The 15,433-nt window shown below is 39.8% G+C and carries 13 protein-coding genes; 5 read left to right on the top strand and 8 right to left on the bottom strand.

Going from position 1 to position 15,433, the window contains the following annotated elements; all coding sequences use genetic code 11:
* Nucleotides 1–204: 204 nt before the first annotated feature.
* The 4 genes from E5N72_RS19570 to E5N72_RS19555 are packed head-to-tail and all read right to left on the bottom strand — an operon-like array spanning nucleotide 205 to nucleotide 2,922.
* Nucleotides 205–450 (bottom strand): hypothetical protein, encoded by a 246-nt coding sequence (locus E5N72_RS19570; protein ID WP_135926772.1) that lies wholly within the window; start codon nucleotides 448–450, stop codon nucleotides 205–207.
* The gene (locus E5N72_RS19565) at nucleotides 447–1,394 is read right to left on the bottom strand and encodes a polysaccharide deacetylase family protein (protein ID WP_135926771.1); all 948 of its coding nucleotides are present in this window, start codon (nucleotides 1,392–1,394) and stop codon (nucleotides 447–449) included. The genes E5N72_RS19570 and E5N72_RS19565 overlap by 4 nt, the downstream gene beginning before the upstream one ends.
* The gene (locus E5N72_RS19560) at nucleotides 1,391–2,494 is read right to left on the bottom strand and encodes an alkene reductase (RefSeq protein ID WP_135926770.1); all 1,104 of its coding nucleotides are present in this window, start codon (nucleotides 2,492–2,494) and stop codon (nucleotides 1,391–1,393) included. The genes E5N72_RS19565 and E5N72_RS19560 overlap by 4 nt, the downstream gene beginning before the upstream one ends.
* Before the next feature lie 11 nt (nucleotides 2,495–2,505).
* Nucleotides 2,506–2,922, bottom strand: coding sequence for a lactoylglutathione lyase (locus E5N72_RS19555; protein WP_135926769.1), 417 nt, complete (start codon nucleotides 2,920–2,922; stop codon nucleotides 2,506–2,508).
* A 97-nt stretch (nucleotides 2,923–3,019) separates the two neighbouring features.
* On the opposite strand from E5N72_RS19555, the gene E5N72_RS19550 reads away from it, so the two are divergent.
* Nucleotides 3,020–3,934 (top strand): LysR family transcriptional regulator, encoded by a 915-nt coding sequence (locus tag E5N72_RS19550; RefSeq protein ID WP_205994333.1) that lies wholly within the window; start codon nucleotides 3,020–3,022, stop codon nucleotides 3,932–3,934.
* A gap of 37 nt (nucleotides 3,935–3,971) precedes the next feature.
* Here E5N72_RS19550 and E5N72_RS19545 read toward each other — a convergent pair whose 3' ends face one another.
* A complete protein-coding gene (locus E5N72_RS19545; protein ID WP_135926767.1) occupies nucleotides 3,972–4,781 on the bottom strand; it encodes a sulfite exporter TauE/SafE family protein in 810 nt (269 codons plus the stop codon).
* Between the two features lie 375 nt (nucleotides 4,782–5,156).
* On the opposite strand from E5N72_RS19545, the gene E5N72_RS19540 reads away from it, so the two are divergent.
* Nucleotides 5,157–6,134, top strand: a complete 978-nt coding sequence (locus E5N72_RS19540; RefSeq protein ID WP_135926766.1) for a DUF1852 domain-containing protein — start codon at nucleotides 5,157–5,159, stop codon at nucleotides 6,132–6,134.
* A gap of 11 nt (nucleotides 6,135–6,145) precedes the next feature.
* On the top strand, nucleotides 6,146–7,183 hold the full coding sequence (locus E5N72_RS19535; protein ID WP_135926765.1) for a methionine synthase: 1,038 nt from the start codon (nucleotides 6,146–6,148) through the stop codon (nucleotides 7,181–7,183).
* Between the two features lie 65 nt (nucleotides 7,184–7,248).
* On the opposite strand, the gene E5N72_RS19530 is transcribed toward E5N72_RS19535, so the two are convergent.
* Both E5N72_RS19530 and E5N72_RS19525 read right to left on the bottom strand, forming a co-directional pair.
* Nucleotides 7,249–8,420, bottom strand: a protein-coding gene (locus tag E5N72_RS19530; RefSeq protein WP_135924186.1) for an IS3 family transposase whose coding sequence is annotated in 2 segments (ribosomal slippage) — nucleotides 7,249–8,147 and nucleotides 8,147–8,420 — 1,173 coding nt in all. Because the reading frame shifts where the segments join, the coding sequence is not laid out codon by codon here.
* Nucleotides 8,421–8,662: 242 nt separating this feature from the next.
* On the bottom strand, nucleotides 8,663–9,076 hold the full coding sequence (locus E5N72_RS19525; protein ID WP_135926764.1) for a VOC family protein: 414 nt from the start codon (nucleotides 9,074–9,076) through the stop codon (nucleotides 8,663–8,665).
* 493 nt (nucleotides 9,077–9,569) lie between these two features.
* On the opposite strand from E5N72_RS19525, the gene E5N72_RS19520 reads away from it, so the two are divergent.
* Together E5N72_RS19520 and E5N72_RS19515 are read left to right on the top strand one after the other, a co-directional pair.
* The gene (locus tag E5N72_RS19520; protein ID WP_135926763.1) at nucleotides 9,570–13,328 is read left to right on the top strand and encodes a TonB-dependent receptor; all 3,759 of its coding nucleotides are present in this window, start codon (nucleotides 9,570–9,572) and stop codon (nucleotides 13,326–13,328) included.
* 344 nt (nucleotides 13,329–13,672) lie between these two features.
* Complete coding sequence (locus E5N72_RS19515) at nucleotides 13,673–14,008, top strand: hypothetical protein (protein WP_135926762.1); 336 nt, start codon at nucleotides 13,673–13,675, stop codon at nucleotides 14,006–14,008.
* Nucleotides 14,009–14,428: 420 nt separating this feature from the next.
* Here the strand turns inward: E5N72_RS19515 and E5N72_RS19510 are convergent, their stop codons facing one another.
* On the bottom strand, nucleotides 14,429–15,292 hold the full coding sequence (locus tag E5N72_RS19510) for a hypothetical protein (protein ID WP_240704566.1): 864 nt from the start codon (nucleotides 15,290–15,292) through the stop codon (nucleotides 14,429–14,431).
* Between the last annotated feature and the right edge of the window lie 141 nt (nucleotides 15,293–15,433).

Here is a 15,433-nt window from a genome sequence, read left to right as displayed (position 1 = left end):
TCCATAATAATTTGGTTATATAATATTTTTGTTATATAAAGTACGCAAGTTATTTATTAGTTTAATGCTGACTCTTAGTGAGAGTTATAAGAGAGGTAATGATGGTTTATCTGGCTATTTACTTACTTAGGCTTGGGTGATTTTTTAAAAGGCTGCTTTAATAGTTGCAGCCTTAGCAAACTTATTTTGAGGACTTTTAAGAAGTTACTGATGCTCCCTTAAGTCTCTTTCAAATTCAGTTTCTGTTTTAACTGGAGTGCAACGCGTAGTGACTTCAGTTTTGCCAATTTTTTCTGGTTCGTCTGAGCTATAAATCGTGGTGTTATAGCTTCGATCTATTTCCCCTGGGCAGTGATGTTCTGCGGTCACTACATCCTCAAACTCACCCATTTGCTGCTGAGAGGCACAGCCAGATAAAAGGAATGCAATAAAAGTTACCGTGTATTTCATAACGAATCCTTTTCAAAAGTTCGGGGTGAGTTTTTTGGCACATTGTCTTGGCGTAAAATCCATTTTGCTATGTCATCTTTACGCATAAACTTAACCCTCTTGTGCTGCTTTGCATAGGTTATAAAGTCATCCAACGCTTTCACTCTGGCTGGAGTGCCCGCTAATCTATCGTGAGCACTGATAGACATCATTCTTCTGCGTTGTTTGCCCTCTTCGTAGAGCACATCAAACTCGTCCTTAAGCTCTTGTAAATACGCTTTACCAGTTATGGCTGTGCTGCCAGTGTAGCGAACTATATCGTTGTTTCTATAAGTGTATGGAACAACAACAATGTCGTCACTTCCAACGGGGGTTAGCGATGGCTCATCACGAGATAAATCGTCTATATGATAAATAAAACCTAATTCTTTAAGGATTTTGAGTGTGTTTTTTGAGTGCCTCATCCAAAAAGCGTTAAACCCCACAGGCCGTTGCCCTGTTACTTTTTCAATGATATTTGCACTTTTTATGTATGACTGTCGCTCTTGCTCTTCACTCATAGAGTATTGAGGGGTCCATGTTTGTCCGTGCCCTGATGCTTCATGCCCGCGCCGAACGACTTCTTTTGCTAATTCAGGATTTAATTCAACAGCTCGGCCAACCATATGAGAAGTTACTTTAATTTGATGCTTATCCCATAAGTCTAGTAGTCTAGGTATGCCTTCATTCATGCCATACTGGTACCAAGAAGGCGAAATAGTGTCAGGATAACCCAGCTCTTGCGGTGGAAACGGGCCAGGATCTGATGGGTCTTGCGCTGTTGCCTCAAACTGCATCGAAATAGAGATCACAAGTTGAGCATCATCAGGCCAAAATGCAGGTGTTGCTCCCTTCGCTTGCACTACACCTAAGCAACTAAAAACAACCCCAGAAGCAATTAAAATTGGCTTTAAAAATTTCATCATTTATTCCCTTGGTATGCTGTGTAGTCTGTGTAACCGCGCTCATCACCACCAAATAAAGTAGTAGGATCTGATATTTCATTTAGAGGTAAATTGTGCTCTAAGCGATAAGGTAAATCTGGGTTTGCAATAAACTTTCTGCCAAACGCAACATAGTCAACTAAGCCTTCAGCAATTAGTTTATCGGCCTTTGTTAATGTGTAATTTCCTGCAACCACTATTTTGCCACCAAAGCTTTCACGTAATTTAACTCTAAACTCATCTGTTACGATGGGAGCATCATCCCAATCAGCTTCTGCTAAATGCAGATAAGCAATGCCGAGTTCATCAAACTTTTTAGCTAAATATAAAATGGCATCGATTGCTTGCGGATCATCCATGCCTCTTTGTGTAATAAAAGGTGCTAATCGAATAGCCGTTCTTTCAGGGCCGATAGCTTGGCTAATGCCGGTAATGATTTGCAGCGCGAACTTTGCTCTATTTTCAATATTACCGCCGTATTCATCGGTACGTTTGTTTGATGTTTGCCTTAGAAATTGATCTATTAAATAGCCATTGCCTGCATGTACCTCAACACCATCAAACCCTGCTGCAATCGCATTCAAAGCAGCTTGTTTATAGTCTTGAACAATGCTCTTAATTTCACTGGTCGATAATTCTCGTGGTGTAGGGCAATCGAGCATATTCCCTTCGCCATTTTCATCAACCACCCACACTTGCGCATTTGGAGCAATAGCACTTGGCGCAACCGGCAAGCCGTCTGGATGAAAGACGCTATGCGACATTCTGCCAACATGCCACAGCTGAGAAAAAATGAGTCCATTTTGCTGATGAACAGCCTGCGTTACTTTGCGCCATCCGTTGATTTGCTCTTCAGTGTAAATCCCGGGAGTAAATGAGTAGCCCTTTCCTTGTGCTGAAATTTGCGTTGCCTCTGATACAATAAAACCTGCACTGGCTCGCTGCGCATAATATTCTGCCATTAAACTTGTCGGAATATCGCCAGGTTGAGCCGTACGTGAACGGGTCATAGGAGCCATCACTATTTTATTTGCGGTTTTATGATGACCAATTTGGCCTTTATTAAATACTCTACTTTTCATATGTGTACCTTTTAAATAAGCTCACTGCGTGTAAATAAAATTTCTATTTTTAAGCCATCAGGCCCTTGAATAAACACTTGATGCTCATTCGCTGCCGGCACTTCCCGCTCAACGAATGGTATTGAAGTTGCTTCTAGGCGTGCTTTAACTTCTGGATAATCAGTTGCAAAAAAAGCAAGGTGGTCAACTGTTGATAAGCCCTTTACATTTGTTGATACCGAAGCTTGGGTTAAGTAATCAGACTGCGATTCATTTATCCCAAACTTAGCTGCTATATGAATGCATGGCGTATCCAAGTCGTCATATAACCAAACACCATCAAAACCAAATGCTGGCCTTGGCCCCTTTTTAAGGCCTAACGAAGACTCTAAAAAATGAGCCATGTGCTGGATGTTTGTTGCTAAAAGCAGAGCGTGGTTAAACTGCATTTCTATCTCCTTCAAGTGATGAAATGAGTTTAACTATTTTGACTAAATTGATAATTAACCTTAAAGTTAAATCAGTATTCATTAAAACTGAAGAATAATGTCAAAAATTGATGATATGGCGCTTTTTGTTCACGTTGTAAAAGCGGGAGGTTTAGCCGCTGCGGGAAGAAAATTGGGGCTTTCGCCTGCAAGCATGACAGCACGAATTAATAAAATTGAACAAAGTTACGATACGCGATTATTAACGCGTAATACGCGCAGTATTGCCTTAACAGATGCAGGCGAACGTTTTTATAGTGGCTGTTTAAGAGTATTAGCAGAAGTCGAAAACACTGAAAACATACTTCAAGAGTCGCAACAAAGCCTAAGAGGCCAGCTAAAACTCTCTGCAACATCAGACTTTGGCCGCCAGTTTGTTGCACCCGCATTAGCAGAATTCATCAATAGCCACCCAGATGTTAAACCGCACTTAGTACTGACAGATGGGGTTACCAATATTGTTGAGGAGGGGATTGATCTGGCATTTAGATTCGGCAATTTGCCTGATAGTAACTTAATTAGCCGCCCGCTATATAATAACCGCCGAGTTCTTTGCGCCTCACCTAGCTATATAGAATCGTTTGGCTTGCCAAGGCATCCCGAAGATTTAAAAAATCATCGTTGCCTTGTACTTGAGCGACTCGGGCAACCACTAAATGACTGGCATTTTGAGATAGATAACACGCACTTTTCTATCAAAGTAGCTCCCCACCTTTCATGCTCAGACGGTGAGGTGATTAGACGCTGGGCAAATCAAGGCCATGGCATAGCCTTAAAATCATACATTGATATCAAAAATGATCTCAAAACAGGCGACCTTACTTTGGTGCTGGATGAGTATGTTCGAGGATTTAGCCACAGCGATAAAAAAAGTGTCGGCCTACAGGTGATATATCCAAGCAGGCAATTTCAACCTCGGCAAGTGAAAGCGTTTATAGAGTTCTTTGAGTGTTGGTTTAAAGAGCACTGCTAACTTTAAATAAATCGCAAAGTAGATTTAATCGTTAACACTACTTTATAAGCATATTCACAGCCATAATAACCAAAAGCCCCGCAAAGATTTTTTTGATGGTAGACACAGGCAAATGATGCGTTGCTTTTGCACCTAATGGCGCGGTAAACCACGAAGTACAAACAATACCAAACAAGGCAGGCAAATAAACAAAACCAGCAAAGCCTTCTTTTAATGTAAAGTACTGACTGCCAGAACTGATGTAACCCACTGAGCCAAATAGCGCAATGACAATACCGCACGCCGAAGCACAGCCAATAGCTTTTTTCATATCGACCGAGAAAAACGTCAGTAACGGCACAAGTACCGCACCACCGCCAATGCCTATCATGGCAGAGAGCCCCCCCGTGATGCTTGTATAAAATGTTAAAAGGCCTTTATTAGGTAGCGAGCGTGTTGTTTGGCTATCATTTTTACTGCCTAAAATCATTTTTAGTGCAATAAGCAATACACTCACAGCAAATACAATTCGCACTACATGTTCTGGTAATAGTGAAGCCAAAAAGCCACTGATAAGTGCGCCTAATGCAACCCCTGTCATCACCCACGGAGCCAATTGCCAAGGCACATTGCCATTTTTGTGGTGGGCAATAGCTGATGAGGTTGAAGTAAACAGAATTGAGGCAAGCGATGTAGCAATCGCCACCAGCACAACTTGCTCAGCAGGTAACACCTGAAAGTGCAGCAAGATCATGCTTAATATGGGCACAATCACCAAACCGCCACCAATTCCTAATAGCCCAGCTAAAAAGCCAACCCCGCTGCCAAGTACGGCGCAAGCAATAATAAGCACGATTAATTCGTTCATTGTATTTGTCTGTGTTGTTGATTTAGGGAACCGAGTATAACAACAATAAAGTACGGGGTTGCTCTCAAAAGTCCTGTTAAGTAGTGAATATTACTCACGTTTTATATGAAATTACTGCAACTCTAAAAAATTAATTTAGAAATCTAGACGTCCAAAATGACTTAAAAGCATTTTTTCACTATCCGTTCCTAAAAGTTTTACTAAAACAGTAAATATTTATGAATCTGCCTCATGTTTTACCTGAAATAAAAACGTTTTTCTTCATGATACTGAGCACGTATAAATTGATACCCAAGCCACCTCAAAGTTAATGACCTAGCGATTTAAGGAAGGTGAGCAGCAATCATTTATCTCAGGAAATATGGACACATTGCTATGAACAACGATTTTAAATATACAGTTAAAAGTTTAAAGCTAGACGAAAACTATCACCCATCTAACAGCACGCGTATTACAACTAACTTTGCTAACTTGGCACGAGGCGCAAGCCGTCAACAAAATTTGCGTAATGCATTAAAAATGATTGATAGCCGCTTTAATGCACTAGCAAATTGGGATAACCCGCAAAGCAACCGCTATTCAGTAGAACTTGAAATCATTTCGGTTGATTTAGAAATTGCGGGGAGCGCTGAAGCTTTCCCATCTATTGAGGTATTAAAAACCAATATCATTGATCACCAAACTAATGAACGTATCGAAGGAATTGTTGGTAATAACTTTTCATCGTATGTACGTGATTACGACTTTAGCGTGCTATTGCTTGACCATAATAAAAACAAAACAGAGTTTACTATTCCAGATAACTTTGGTGATCTTCATGGCAAACTTTTTAAAAGCTTCATAAATTCAGAAACCTATAAACAACACTTTAAAAAACCACCTGTTATTTGTTTAAGCGTTTCTGATAATAAAACCTATCATCGCACTGAAAACCAACACCCGATTTTAGGTGTTGAGTATCAACCGAATGAGTCCTCATTGACCGAGCAATACTTTAAAAAAATGGGCTTACAGGTGCGCTATTTTATGCCACCAAACACGGTTGCTCCGCTGGCGTTTTATTTCTTTGGTGACCTGCTGAATGATTACACCAACCTAGAATTGATCAGCACCATCAGCACCATGGAAACATTTCAGAAAATCTACCGTCCAGAAATTTATAACGCTAATGCCGTGGCGGGTAGTTGCTATCAACCAAATTTAAGAAACAACGATCACTCTATCACGCAAATCGTTTACGACCGTGAAGAGCGCAGCCAACTGGCTGTTGCACAAGGTAAATTTACTGAACAACACTTTATTAAGCCTTATCAATCAGTACTTGAGAAGTGGTCTGCTAACTGCACTATTTAATGAGAGTAAAAATGAAAAAGTTATTACCGACATCTACAGCAGGCAGTTTACCAAAACCTGCTTGGCTTGCTGAACCTGAAACCTTATGGTCACCGTGGAAATTACAAGGTGCAGAGCTTACCGACGGCAAACAAGACGCACTACGCGTTGCCTTACAAGAGCAACAACAAGCTGGCGTTGATATCGTGGGCGATGGCGAGCAAACCCGCCAGCACTTTGTGACCACCTTTATCGAACACTTAAATGGCGTTGATTTTGAGAACCGTAAAACCGTAACCATTCGTAATCGCTACGAAGCAAGTGTTCCGAGTGTTATTGGCCCGGTATCACGCAGCAAACCAGTGTTTGTTGAAGACGCGAAGTTTTTACGTTCACAGACCAAGCAACCTATAAAATGGGCGCTGCCAGGGCCTATGACCATGATCGACACCTTGTACGACGCGCACTATCAAAGCCGTGAACAATTGGCGTGGGAATTTGCCAAAATCCTCAATCAAGAGGCAAAAGAGCTCGAAGCCGCGGGTGTTGATATTATTCAATTTGATGAGCCTGCGTTTAATGTGTTCTTCGATGATGTAAATGACTGGGGCATTAAGTGCCTAGAAAGAGCAATCGAAGGCTTAAAGTGCGAAACCGCCGTACACATTTGCTACGGCTATGGGATCAAAGCCAACACTGACTGGAAACAAACACTGGGCAATGAATGGCGCCAATACGAAGAAGTATTCCCAAAACTTCAAAAGTCGAATATCGATATTATTTCGCTGGAGTGCCACAACTCTCGCGTACCCATTGAGCTATTAGCACTGATACGCGGCAAAAAAGTGATGGTTGGCGCCATCGATGTAGCAAGCAATGAAGTTGAAACCCCTGACGAGGTAGCACACACATTACGTGAAGCGCTTAAATATGTTGATGCCGACAAGCTTTACCCATGCACAAACTGCGGTATGGCTCCCCTCCCTCGCAACATAGCAAGCGCCAAGCTCAGTGCGCTAAGTAAAGGCGCAGAGATTGTGAGGGGGGAGGTTTTAGGGGCTAGGGGTTAGGTTCTAGGTTCTAGGTTCTAGGTTCTAGGAGTAGTGATCTGACTCCGATAAAGTAGACACAAGGTTTAATTAACTTGTTCGTACTGCATGGGACTTTTATACCCTAGGGTGCCATGCCTTCTTACTGAGTTGTAGTATTTTTCAATATAAAAATACGTTTGTGTTGTCATTTCACTACGACTCAGTTCATTTAAATTCTTTATCCACTCCTTTTTATACTGCGCGAAGAAGCTTTCTGAGCATGCGTTATCCCAGCAGTTGCCTTTTCTAGACATACTCACTGTGACACCTCTATTAGTTAACCACTTCACTGTTTCCTTTGCGACATACTGAGCTCCTTGGTCTGAATGAAAGAGCAAGTTCGAACCATCAGGTTTACGTGCTGACCATGCTTTTCTCAGTGTTTTAATAACTAACTCGGCGTTGTTTATACTGCTTGTTACCCAGCCAACAACCTTACGAGAGTACAAGTCAAGGATGACGCATAAATACTGCCAACCATCTTTACAGCGTACTTGTGTGATATCTGATACCCACACGGTATTTACTGCATCAACATTAAACTGGCGCCGTAATAAATTACTCGCTTTGATTGTACCTTCTTTCTTCGAGCGGCTTGTATAGCGTCTTTTACCTGACTTTGAACGATAGCCAACGCTTTGTAATAGTCTCTGCACACGCCCTTTACTGCAATCAAAACCATGTGCTACCGCTGCCTCCCAGAGCTTCCTATAACCAGGAATACAGTGCTCTTGGTCGCTGACATACTTTAGAAATTTCAGTAACGAACTGTTTTCTTTCTGGCGTGTGCTAGGTAATTGCTTTAACCATTTATAGTATCCAGCCGGCGACACAGATAACCAGCTGCACAACTTCTTCACTGTGCGTTTGGCGTCTGTGACCTTGTGGATATATTCGAACCTTATTCTTTTAGGCTGTCGAAGTAGACCTTCGCCTTTTTTAAAACGTCATTCTCCAACTGAGCATCTTCGAGTTGCTTCTCAAGCTTGCGAATTTGGCGTTCTAAATCTGTGTATGATTTGTCAGGGCCTTGGTTCTTTAGTGGCTTTGCCGTTTTCTTTTTCGAGGTCATGTGACTTCTCCAACTTGATAGCATGTCAGGATGAATACCGTACTTATTAGCGACCATCTTAACTGTATCTGTGGTGTCTAACGACTCTTGAACGACTTTTATTTTAAATTCGAGCGAATGTTTACGATATGGTTTTACTTTCATGATTACTGACTCCAAAAAGGTGTCTACTTTTATGGAGTCAGATCATAGTTAGCGAGTTATTAGGGGAAAGGGGAAAGTTGCGAGGATCGAGGTGTGCACCTACCTCATCCCTTGTCGCCATAAATGACGACCTTGTAGGTCGGGCTTTAGCCCGTCAAATTTTAAATTTAGAATAGAGCCGGATTATACGTAAGCGTGAAACGTGTTTCGCGCGCCCGAGAACTTAACCCCTAGCGCCATTGTTAACCTTTAGGGTGTTTAAGCTCAAGCAAGTCCCATTTGTTGCCATATAAATCTTGAAACACCACCACAGTGCCGTAAGGCTCTTCTCTTGGTGATTCATTAAATACAATACCTTTACTTTTCATGCTGTTGTAATCACGCCAAAAGTCATTGCTGTGTAAAAACAAAAATACTCGACCACCGGTTTGATTACCAACAGCGTGCATTTGCTGTTGATTACTGGCTTTTGCAAGTAGCAGGTGTGTACCGTTAGAACCCGGTGGCGAGACTAAAACCCACCGTTTTCCCTCGCCTAAATCGGTATCTTCAATCAATGTAAATTGTAATTTTTCGGTGTAGAAGGCTATGGCTTCATCGTAATCATTTACCACCAGTGCAACACTGCCGATGTGTTGCTTTATCTCATTTTTCATTACAAAACCTTACTGCATAAAACCCATTTGGATTATCAGTGTGCCTATTAACAAAAAACAAAACAACTGATTAAGTGAATGACAGTTTAAAGCCGCAGCACAGCAATATCAGCGGATAAAAAACAAGAAAATAAAGAATAAAATATTCAAAGCAAAGACACCAAAAAAGCTCAACCAATTGTTTTAATTGATCATGTATAAATAAACACCAGAAAAACCACCTCGTCCCCAAAAAGAAAAACACAATTAAATACAAAAAGTTAAAGGTTTTTAGGTACAAAACAAAAGAAAATCCAAAAACATCAAATAAATAATAAAATATTCTTGATCTGTTCTATATTTGTACTATTTTAATTTAAGCAGCGACTGTATAGGTGTTGTATTTCGGTCACTGGTAATTAAAAAGCAAGATCCTTTAAGGGTCTTAGTTTCGCTATTAATGCTCAGTAACAACGAGTCAGATTAAAATAATAACAAATTTGAAAGGTGCAAAATGAAAGCTCTTCGCTTATCTAAAATGACCATTGCAGTTCAGTCAGCAATGCTATTGACTGCAAGTATGTCAATGCCAACCTTTTCACAAGAGGTGAAAAAGGACTTACCCACAAATAAAAATTCTGAAAAAAATCTCAAAGATGAAGAAATCGAAGTTATTCAAGTAACAGGTATTCGCTCATCTTTGCGTGAGAACTTGAATAACAAACGATATTCAGATGTTATTGTTGATTCTATTAATACAGAAGATATTGCCAAAAACCCTGATAAAAATATGGCTGAAGCGTTGCAACGTGTGGCTGGGGTACAAATTGAGCGACAATTTGGTGAAGGCTCGAAAGTGTCTATTCGTGGCACGTCACCCGAACTAACCAATACCCTAGTTAATGGTCAATCAGCCAAATCAGCATCCTATTTACCAGGCCAATCAGAAAGTAATGCCTTTGATTTTTCAAATATTCCAGCAGAGCGTGTTTCTAAAATTGAAGTCCATAAATCAGCCCGTGCCGACCTTGATGCCGGTGGTATTGGCGGCACCGTCATATTACATACTAAAAAACCTTTGGAACAAGAAGATGGCTATGGGTATTTTAATGTTGAATCAGAGTATAACGACTCTTCAAAGAAGTATTCACCACAAGTATCAACAGCCTATAATTTTGTCTCTGAAAATAAAAAGTTTGGCGCTTCAATTAGCGTAAGTCATCAACAACGCAAGGCATTTCGTACCGGTTTTGAATCAGATGGTATTGCTGGTAATGAAGGCGCGATCAGCACAGGCTTTGCACAAACAGATGCAATAGAGTGTCCAACAGAAGCATGTGCCAGCAGCGATATCAATCTGCGCCATATGAACAATCATGCCCTAATCATTACACGTCACATGGCGTTAAATGGTTATACCTACGGTGACTTAGAAGCAGTCGCAAATAATGGTGCTTATTGGCCAACAGAAGATCCCAGTAACTCTGGTGTATGGAACAACTATACACAAAATTGGGGGCAACTAGATGAAGTGATAGACCCAACTTATATTGACCCAGTATGGGGGCTTTTTTGGGGTAGCAGAAGAGAAGCAGGGTTAGGTCAAACTCCTGCTAGAACATTAGGTAACATGGTCTACGCGCCAGCTTTCTCAACCGATGAAAGCCGCCTAGATACAACTTTAAACTTTCAATGGGCACCTATTGATAACTTAAGTTTAAACCTAGAGATAAATCAGAATAAATCTGATCGAGATAATAAAAATGACAATTTATATGCTCAACCACACCGTATTGTGCAACTGCTGTATAGCAACGAAGTGCCTGGCATCGATCCCAGACTCGTGATGGATCCTGAACGCGATATTGTTTTATCAGCAACCTACCCTATTGATGGCACAAATTTAGTTCGCGGTGCAGGCATGGTCTGGGATGGTAACAACTATTACGATGGCGATATCCGATGGGGTGAAATGATCCGTCGCGACTCAAACGATAGAAGTGGCACCGAAACTGAACAAAATCGCTACCATCTTACTGTTGATTTTGAACACAATGACTTTGTAATGAAGTTTCAAGCTGGTCACACAGAAGCAGAGAGTACCGTACTCGATCGTGGAACCACACTTGCCAGTCGTTATGGGGATTACGAAACGCTTTACTCAGGTGACGATGCATCTTTAAAAATCCCAACTTATGAAGGGGTCAATTTAGGATATGGATATAACCCCGATACCGGCAAAGTATATTGGGGGCTTGAGGCTGACCCATCACTAACAGGGCAAGCGCTTATCGATGCACAACAGCGCGCTAAAAACTTTTTGCTTGCGCCTACTAACGAGTTTTATTTACTAACAGGTGGCTTAAATAACTCTGCTCGCTACCGTGAAAACACCGAAGATTTTCTGCAAGGAGATATTACGTGGTCTTTCGAGAATGACTTTTATATTGATAGCATCAAATTTGGCGCTAAGTATCGCAATATAGAACGTACACAGCGCTACTATACAGAAGGAGCGCGTTTTCATGGCTATGCAAATGAATCAAGTGATTTCCCTCTCATTCTAGCAGAGCAAATTGTAGGTGGTACGGTATCTGGCTTAGACTCTGCGGGTCATGATATACCAAATGAATATTTTGATATCGACCAAGCAAAACGTGACTCATTGCTCAATGATCACTTTTTATTACTCAATTCAGAAGGCACACCGAATGAAGGTGCTTGTGTAGATGCAATCGCAAACTCAGCAAACCCTGAAAACTATTATGGCTGTCGTTCTGGTTTAACTGAATCGGCAGGATCAGCCTATAAAGTAACTGAAGAATTACTAGCCTATTATGCAATGGCAAACTTCAGTGGTGAAAAATTCAGAGGTAATGTAGGTATTCGCGTAGTCGACACACAACGAGAATCTGTCGGTAATGAAGTGGCAAAAGATGAAAATGGTCAGCTTCTTTCATACCCTATTGATGAAACCGACCCAAATTATGTCGCGGGTCTTGCTGGTTTTAATCAGTATTCGCCGCTTGTGCAAAAAAGTAGTACTAAAGACTATTTACCAAGTTTTAATATTGCTTATGACCTTGCTGACGATCTTGTTCTAAGAGCCGCCGCGTCAAAGAATATTTCTCATCCGAGCCTTACTCAGCTCAGAAGTAACTTTAGCTTAGTAACCGAACGTTACCGATTCTACACTGACGGTAGACAGCAAGATTTAACCCCAAATGGAGATGCTGAGCGCCTACCAATGGATTCGCAGCGCCGAGGATCGGTTGGTAATCCAAACTTAGGTTCATATTCATCAGTCAACTCTGAAGTAGGCGTAGAATGGTACTTTGCTGAGTCATCTATTTTTGCCATTACAGCCTTTCAAAAAGATATTAAAGATATGGTGCGATCATCATCTCAAGTTCAAGACTTAAGTTACCTAGGGGATGAAGGGAAAACAGATGATAACGGTTACTCAATATACGGAGACTACGTTGTTAGTTCTTACTTCAATACAGGTGAGCAAAAAGTAAAAGGGCTAGAATTTCAGTTACAACATGATTTCGGTAATGGTTTTGGTGGCTTAATTAATTACACTTATACAGATGTGCCGGATCAAAAGTTCAACACCTCAACCTTTTCATATGAAATAGCTGATATGACTGATACAGAAACTCATTTGAGTGATCCGTCTCAACGTGAGTACTTTGAAGTTACTGGGTTTAATACTCAAACAGTTAGTCAAACAGAACCTATGTTTGGACAGTCACAAGACACCCTCAATGCATCTATTTATTTTGAAAATGACACTTTTTCGGCACGGTTGTCATATAACTATCGAAGTGAATTCGCCAATGCCAGCTTTACAGACGGTATTCGTTACACTGATGCGCGCCAACAACTCGACTTCAAAGCGACCTATCAAATCCTAGACAATTTAGTAGCAAGCTTTGCAGTAACAAACTTAACCAATGAAAATGTTGTGCAATACATAAAAACATCACAAATTGTTAATGACCCAGTTATTAATAAAATGAAATGGATCGACGAAATTGGCGAAGATGGTGTCGCAACAGGCAATCGCGTTGTCGCTAAAGATGAAAATGGCAACAATATTGTTGAGTCTTCTGTCTCAGGAGAAGAGGCCTTTGCCATTTTATCGCAAGCAAGTGGTATTCCTGTTGAAGAGTTAAAACCTTATTACCAAAATCATTTAGATAAGATATTTGTTAATGAGTGGACTAATGGCCGTCGCTACTACTTAGGTATAAACTGGACCTTTTAGCGATTATTTTTCTATTAAGTGGTTATTAAAATAGCCACTTAATAGTTTACATCTAGCCTCGCACCTCATTTACAGCAACTCGATTAAAGTAACTACTTAATACTTGTTAATCATCTGCAAAATAAACAAACCTGTTCTAACGCCCAACTATTAATCTAACTTTTAAAAAAGAAATTCTTTAAGCAAATAACCCTCTACTAAAAACTTAAGCCATTATTTAGCAATACTTATTTTCTAAATCCTCAATAAAACAATAATAAAGAAGTAAGTCTAACTGGATAACCTAGCATCTTTTTGCTAAATTTATCTGAACCATGGAGTGGGATTTAGTTAAAGGAACAACAATGAACGAATTTGATATTTTCATTAAAAATATTGTTTTAAATTGCATACGCGAGCAAGGTAGCTGCAGTGATCTTCATGAAGAAGATGAACAACTAACTTTCTATGTGAACATAAACAGCAGCGATAATTTATGCTCCCAGAAACAGTTTAAAATAACTTACCCAATTAGTTACTCAATTGAGTCTGCACTTAGATACGAAATCGATTTACTTAGATACCTAGATTCAGGTGAAATAAGAACCCCTTTTACATCAGATATTATTGAAGTACTAAAATCAGAACTTGAGTATTTTGTATCAAGCAGCCAACCGCAGGGTGAGTACCATATTTGTTGATACCTGAGTGATAGCCTGATAAAAAAAGTTTTATCAGGCTGTTACTAATCAAGTTACTGCCATTTCTTGCTGTAGCAGTGACGTGGATCACTTTTATTGTATACACGCAATTAAATGGCAAGCTCTTCATTAATCTAGCCAAACATTGCCGGTTTGATGTGTCCAAAATATAGATGCTTTGCCATCACTACGCTGATAAAAATGCTTTACCTTTATCAGATGACTAACTTTTGAAATAACCTTTATATTGCCTTGAATAAACGCAATTACTCGTTGCTGTATTTTAAGTTTGCTGGTTCTTCCTGCTAAAGAATGCTAAGTGAAACTTTTAAACACACAACGAGGATGCTTTGATTGGCTATTTTCAAACATCCTCATTGTGTATTCCAATTAATTCATCAGCTTATTGGTAAAGTAATTTTAATTTGTTTGGTAATAAAAGCTTGTTTTAGAGAGTGGTTTTATTATGTCGTACTCTAGGCCAAAAGCATTTCTATCACCGCTTTTAGGTATAGTGTATTTGTCTAAAAGGACTACTCCCCAATGATTATCGCTAAGACCACCAAAGATCACATTGACACTGTCATACTCATCTTTTGTAATAGCTGCAACCTTATACTCAACCATTAAATCTCTGAGTTCTTGTGTATCAGCTGATAGCTCCATCAAGTTTGGCTCTGCATCAGGGCTTAGAATTTTATAATCGGCAGAGGGTACAAACCCAGCATATTTTGATGGTGTATAACTTATTAATTGGGTGGGAGAATAAAAAGTATTGTTAACACGGTACACGTGCGGCGCAGATTGCTGGACAAGTTTTAAAGTTTGGCTATTTTTAAATGCCAAAATTTCTGCCTCCGATACATCTAAAAATGACCGAATTAACTTAAGTCTTTGTTCAGTACACTTTTCTTTTTTACAAATAACTAAATTTGGAAGTTTTGTTCCAACTTGCTCTTTAACATTTAAAAACTGGCTACCAAGCACACCTAAGTTAAAGTTAGTGAACGCTTGCTTATCTTTGTCATTTTTAAATTTAGTGGCATGAATATCAAAGATGCTAAACGGATAAAAAGAGGGTAAGTAGGCAAGCTCTAAATCGGTTTGCGGCATCATTTCATCCATGTGCTTTAATACCGCGCGATACTCTTTATCTATTTCATCATTAAAATAGTCTGGTCTTTCAGCCAGTGCTGTAACAGAAAATAAAAAAGCACTACAAAGTAATATTTTGTTTAACATGAAAAAATAAATCCTTTTGATTAAAACTATTTTGAAAACCATACCATTTGGGTAAAAAATTACATAATTTTCAGTTGAGCCACTTTCAAGCTTGAAAGAAAATCAAAACAGATTAAAGCATTAAATTATTTATATTTTTTCAACATAAAATCTTATAAGCAACAATTTCATTATGCTAAGCTA

Source organism: Pseudoalteromonas sp. MEBiC 03607 (assembly GCF_004792295.1).
Classification (GTDB): domain Bacteria; phylum Pseudomonadota; class Gammaproteobacteria; order Enterobacterales; family Alteromonadaceae; genus Pseudoalteromonas; species Pseudoalteromonas lipolytica_C.
Note: the sequence above shows the minus strand (reverse complement) of the source record. Positions and strands in the feature narration are given on the sequence as shown.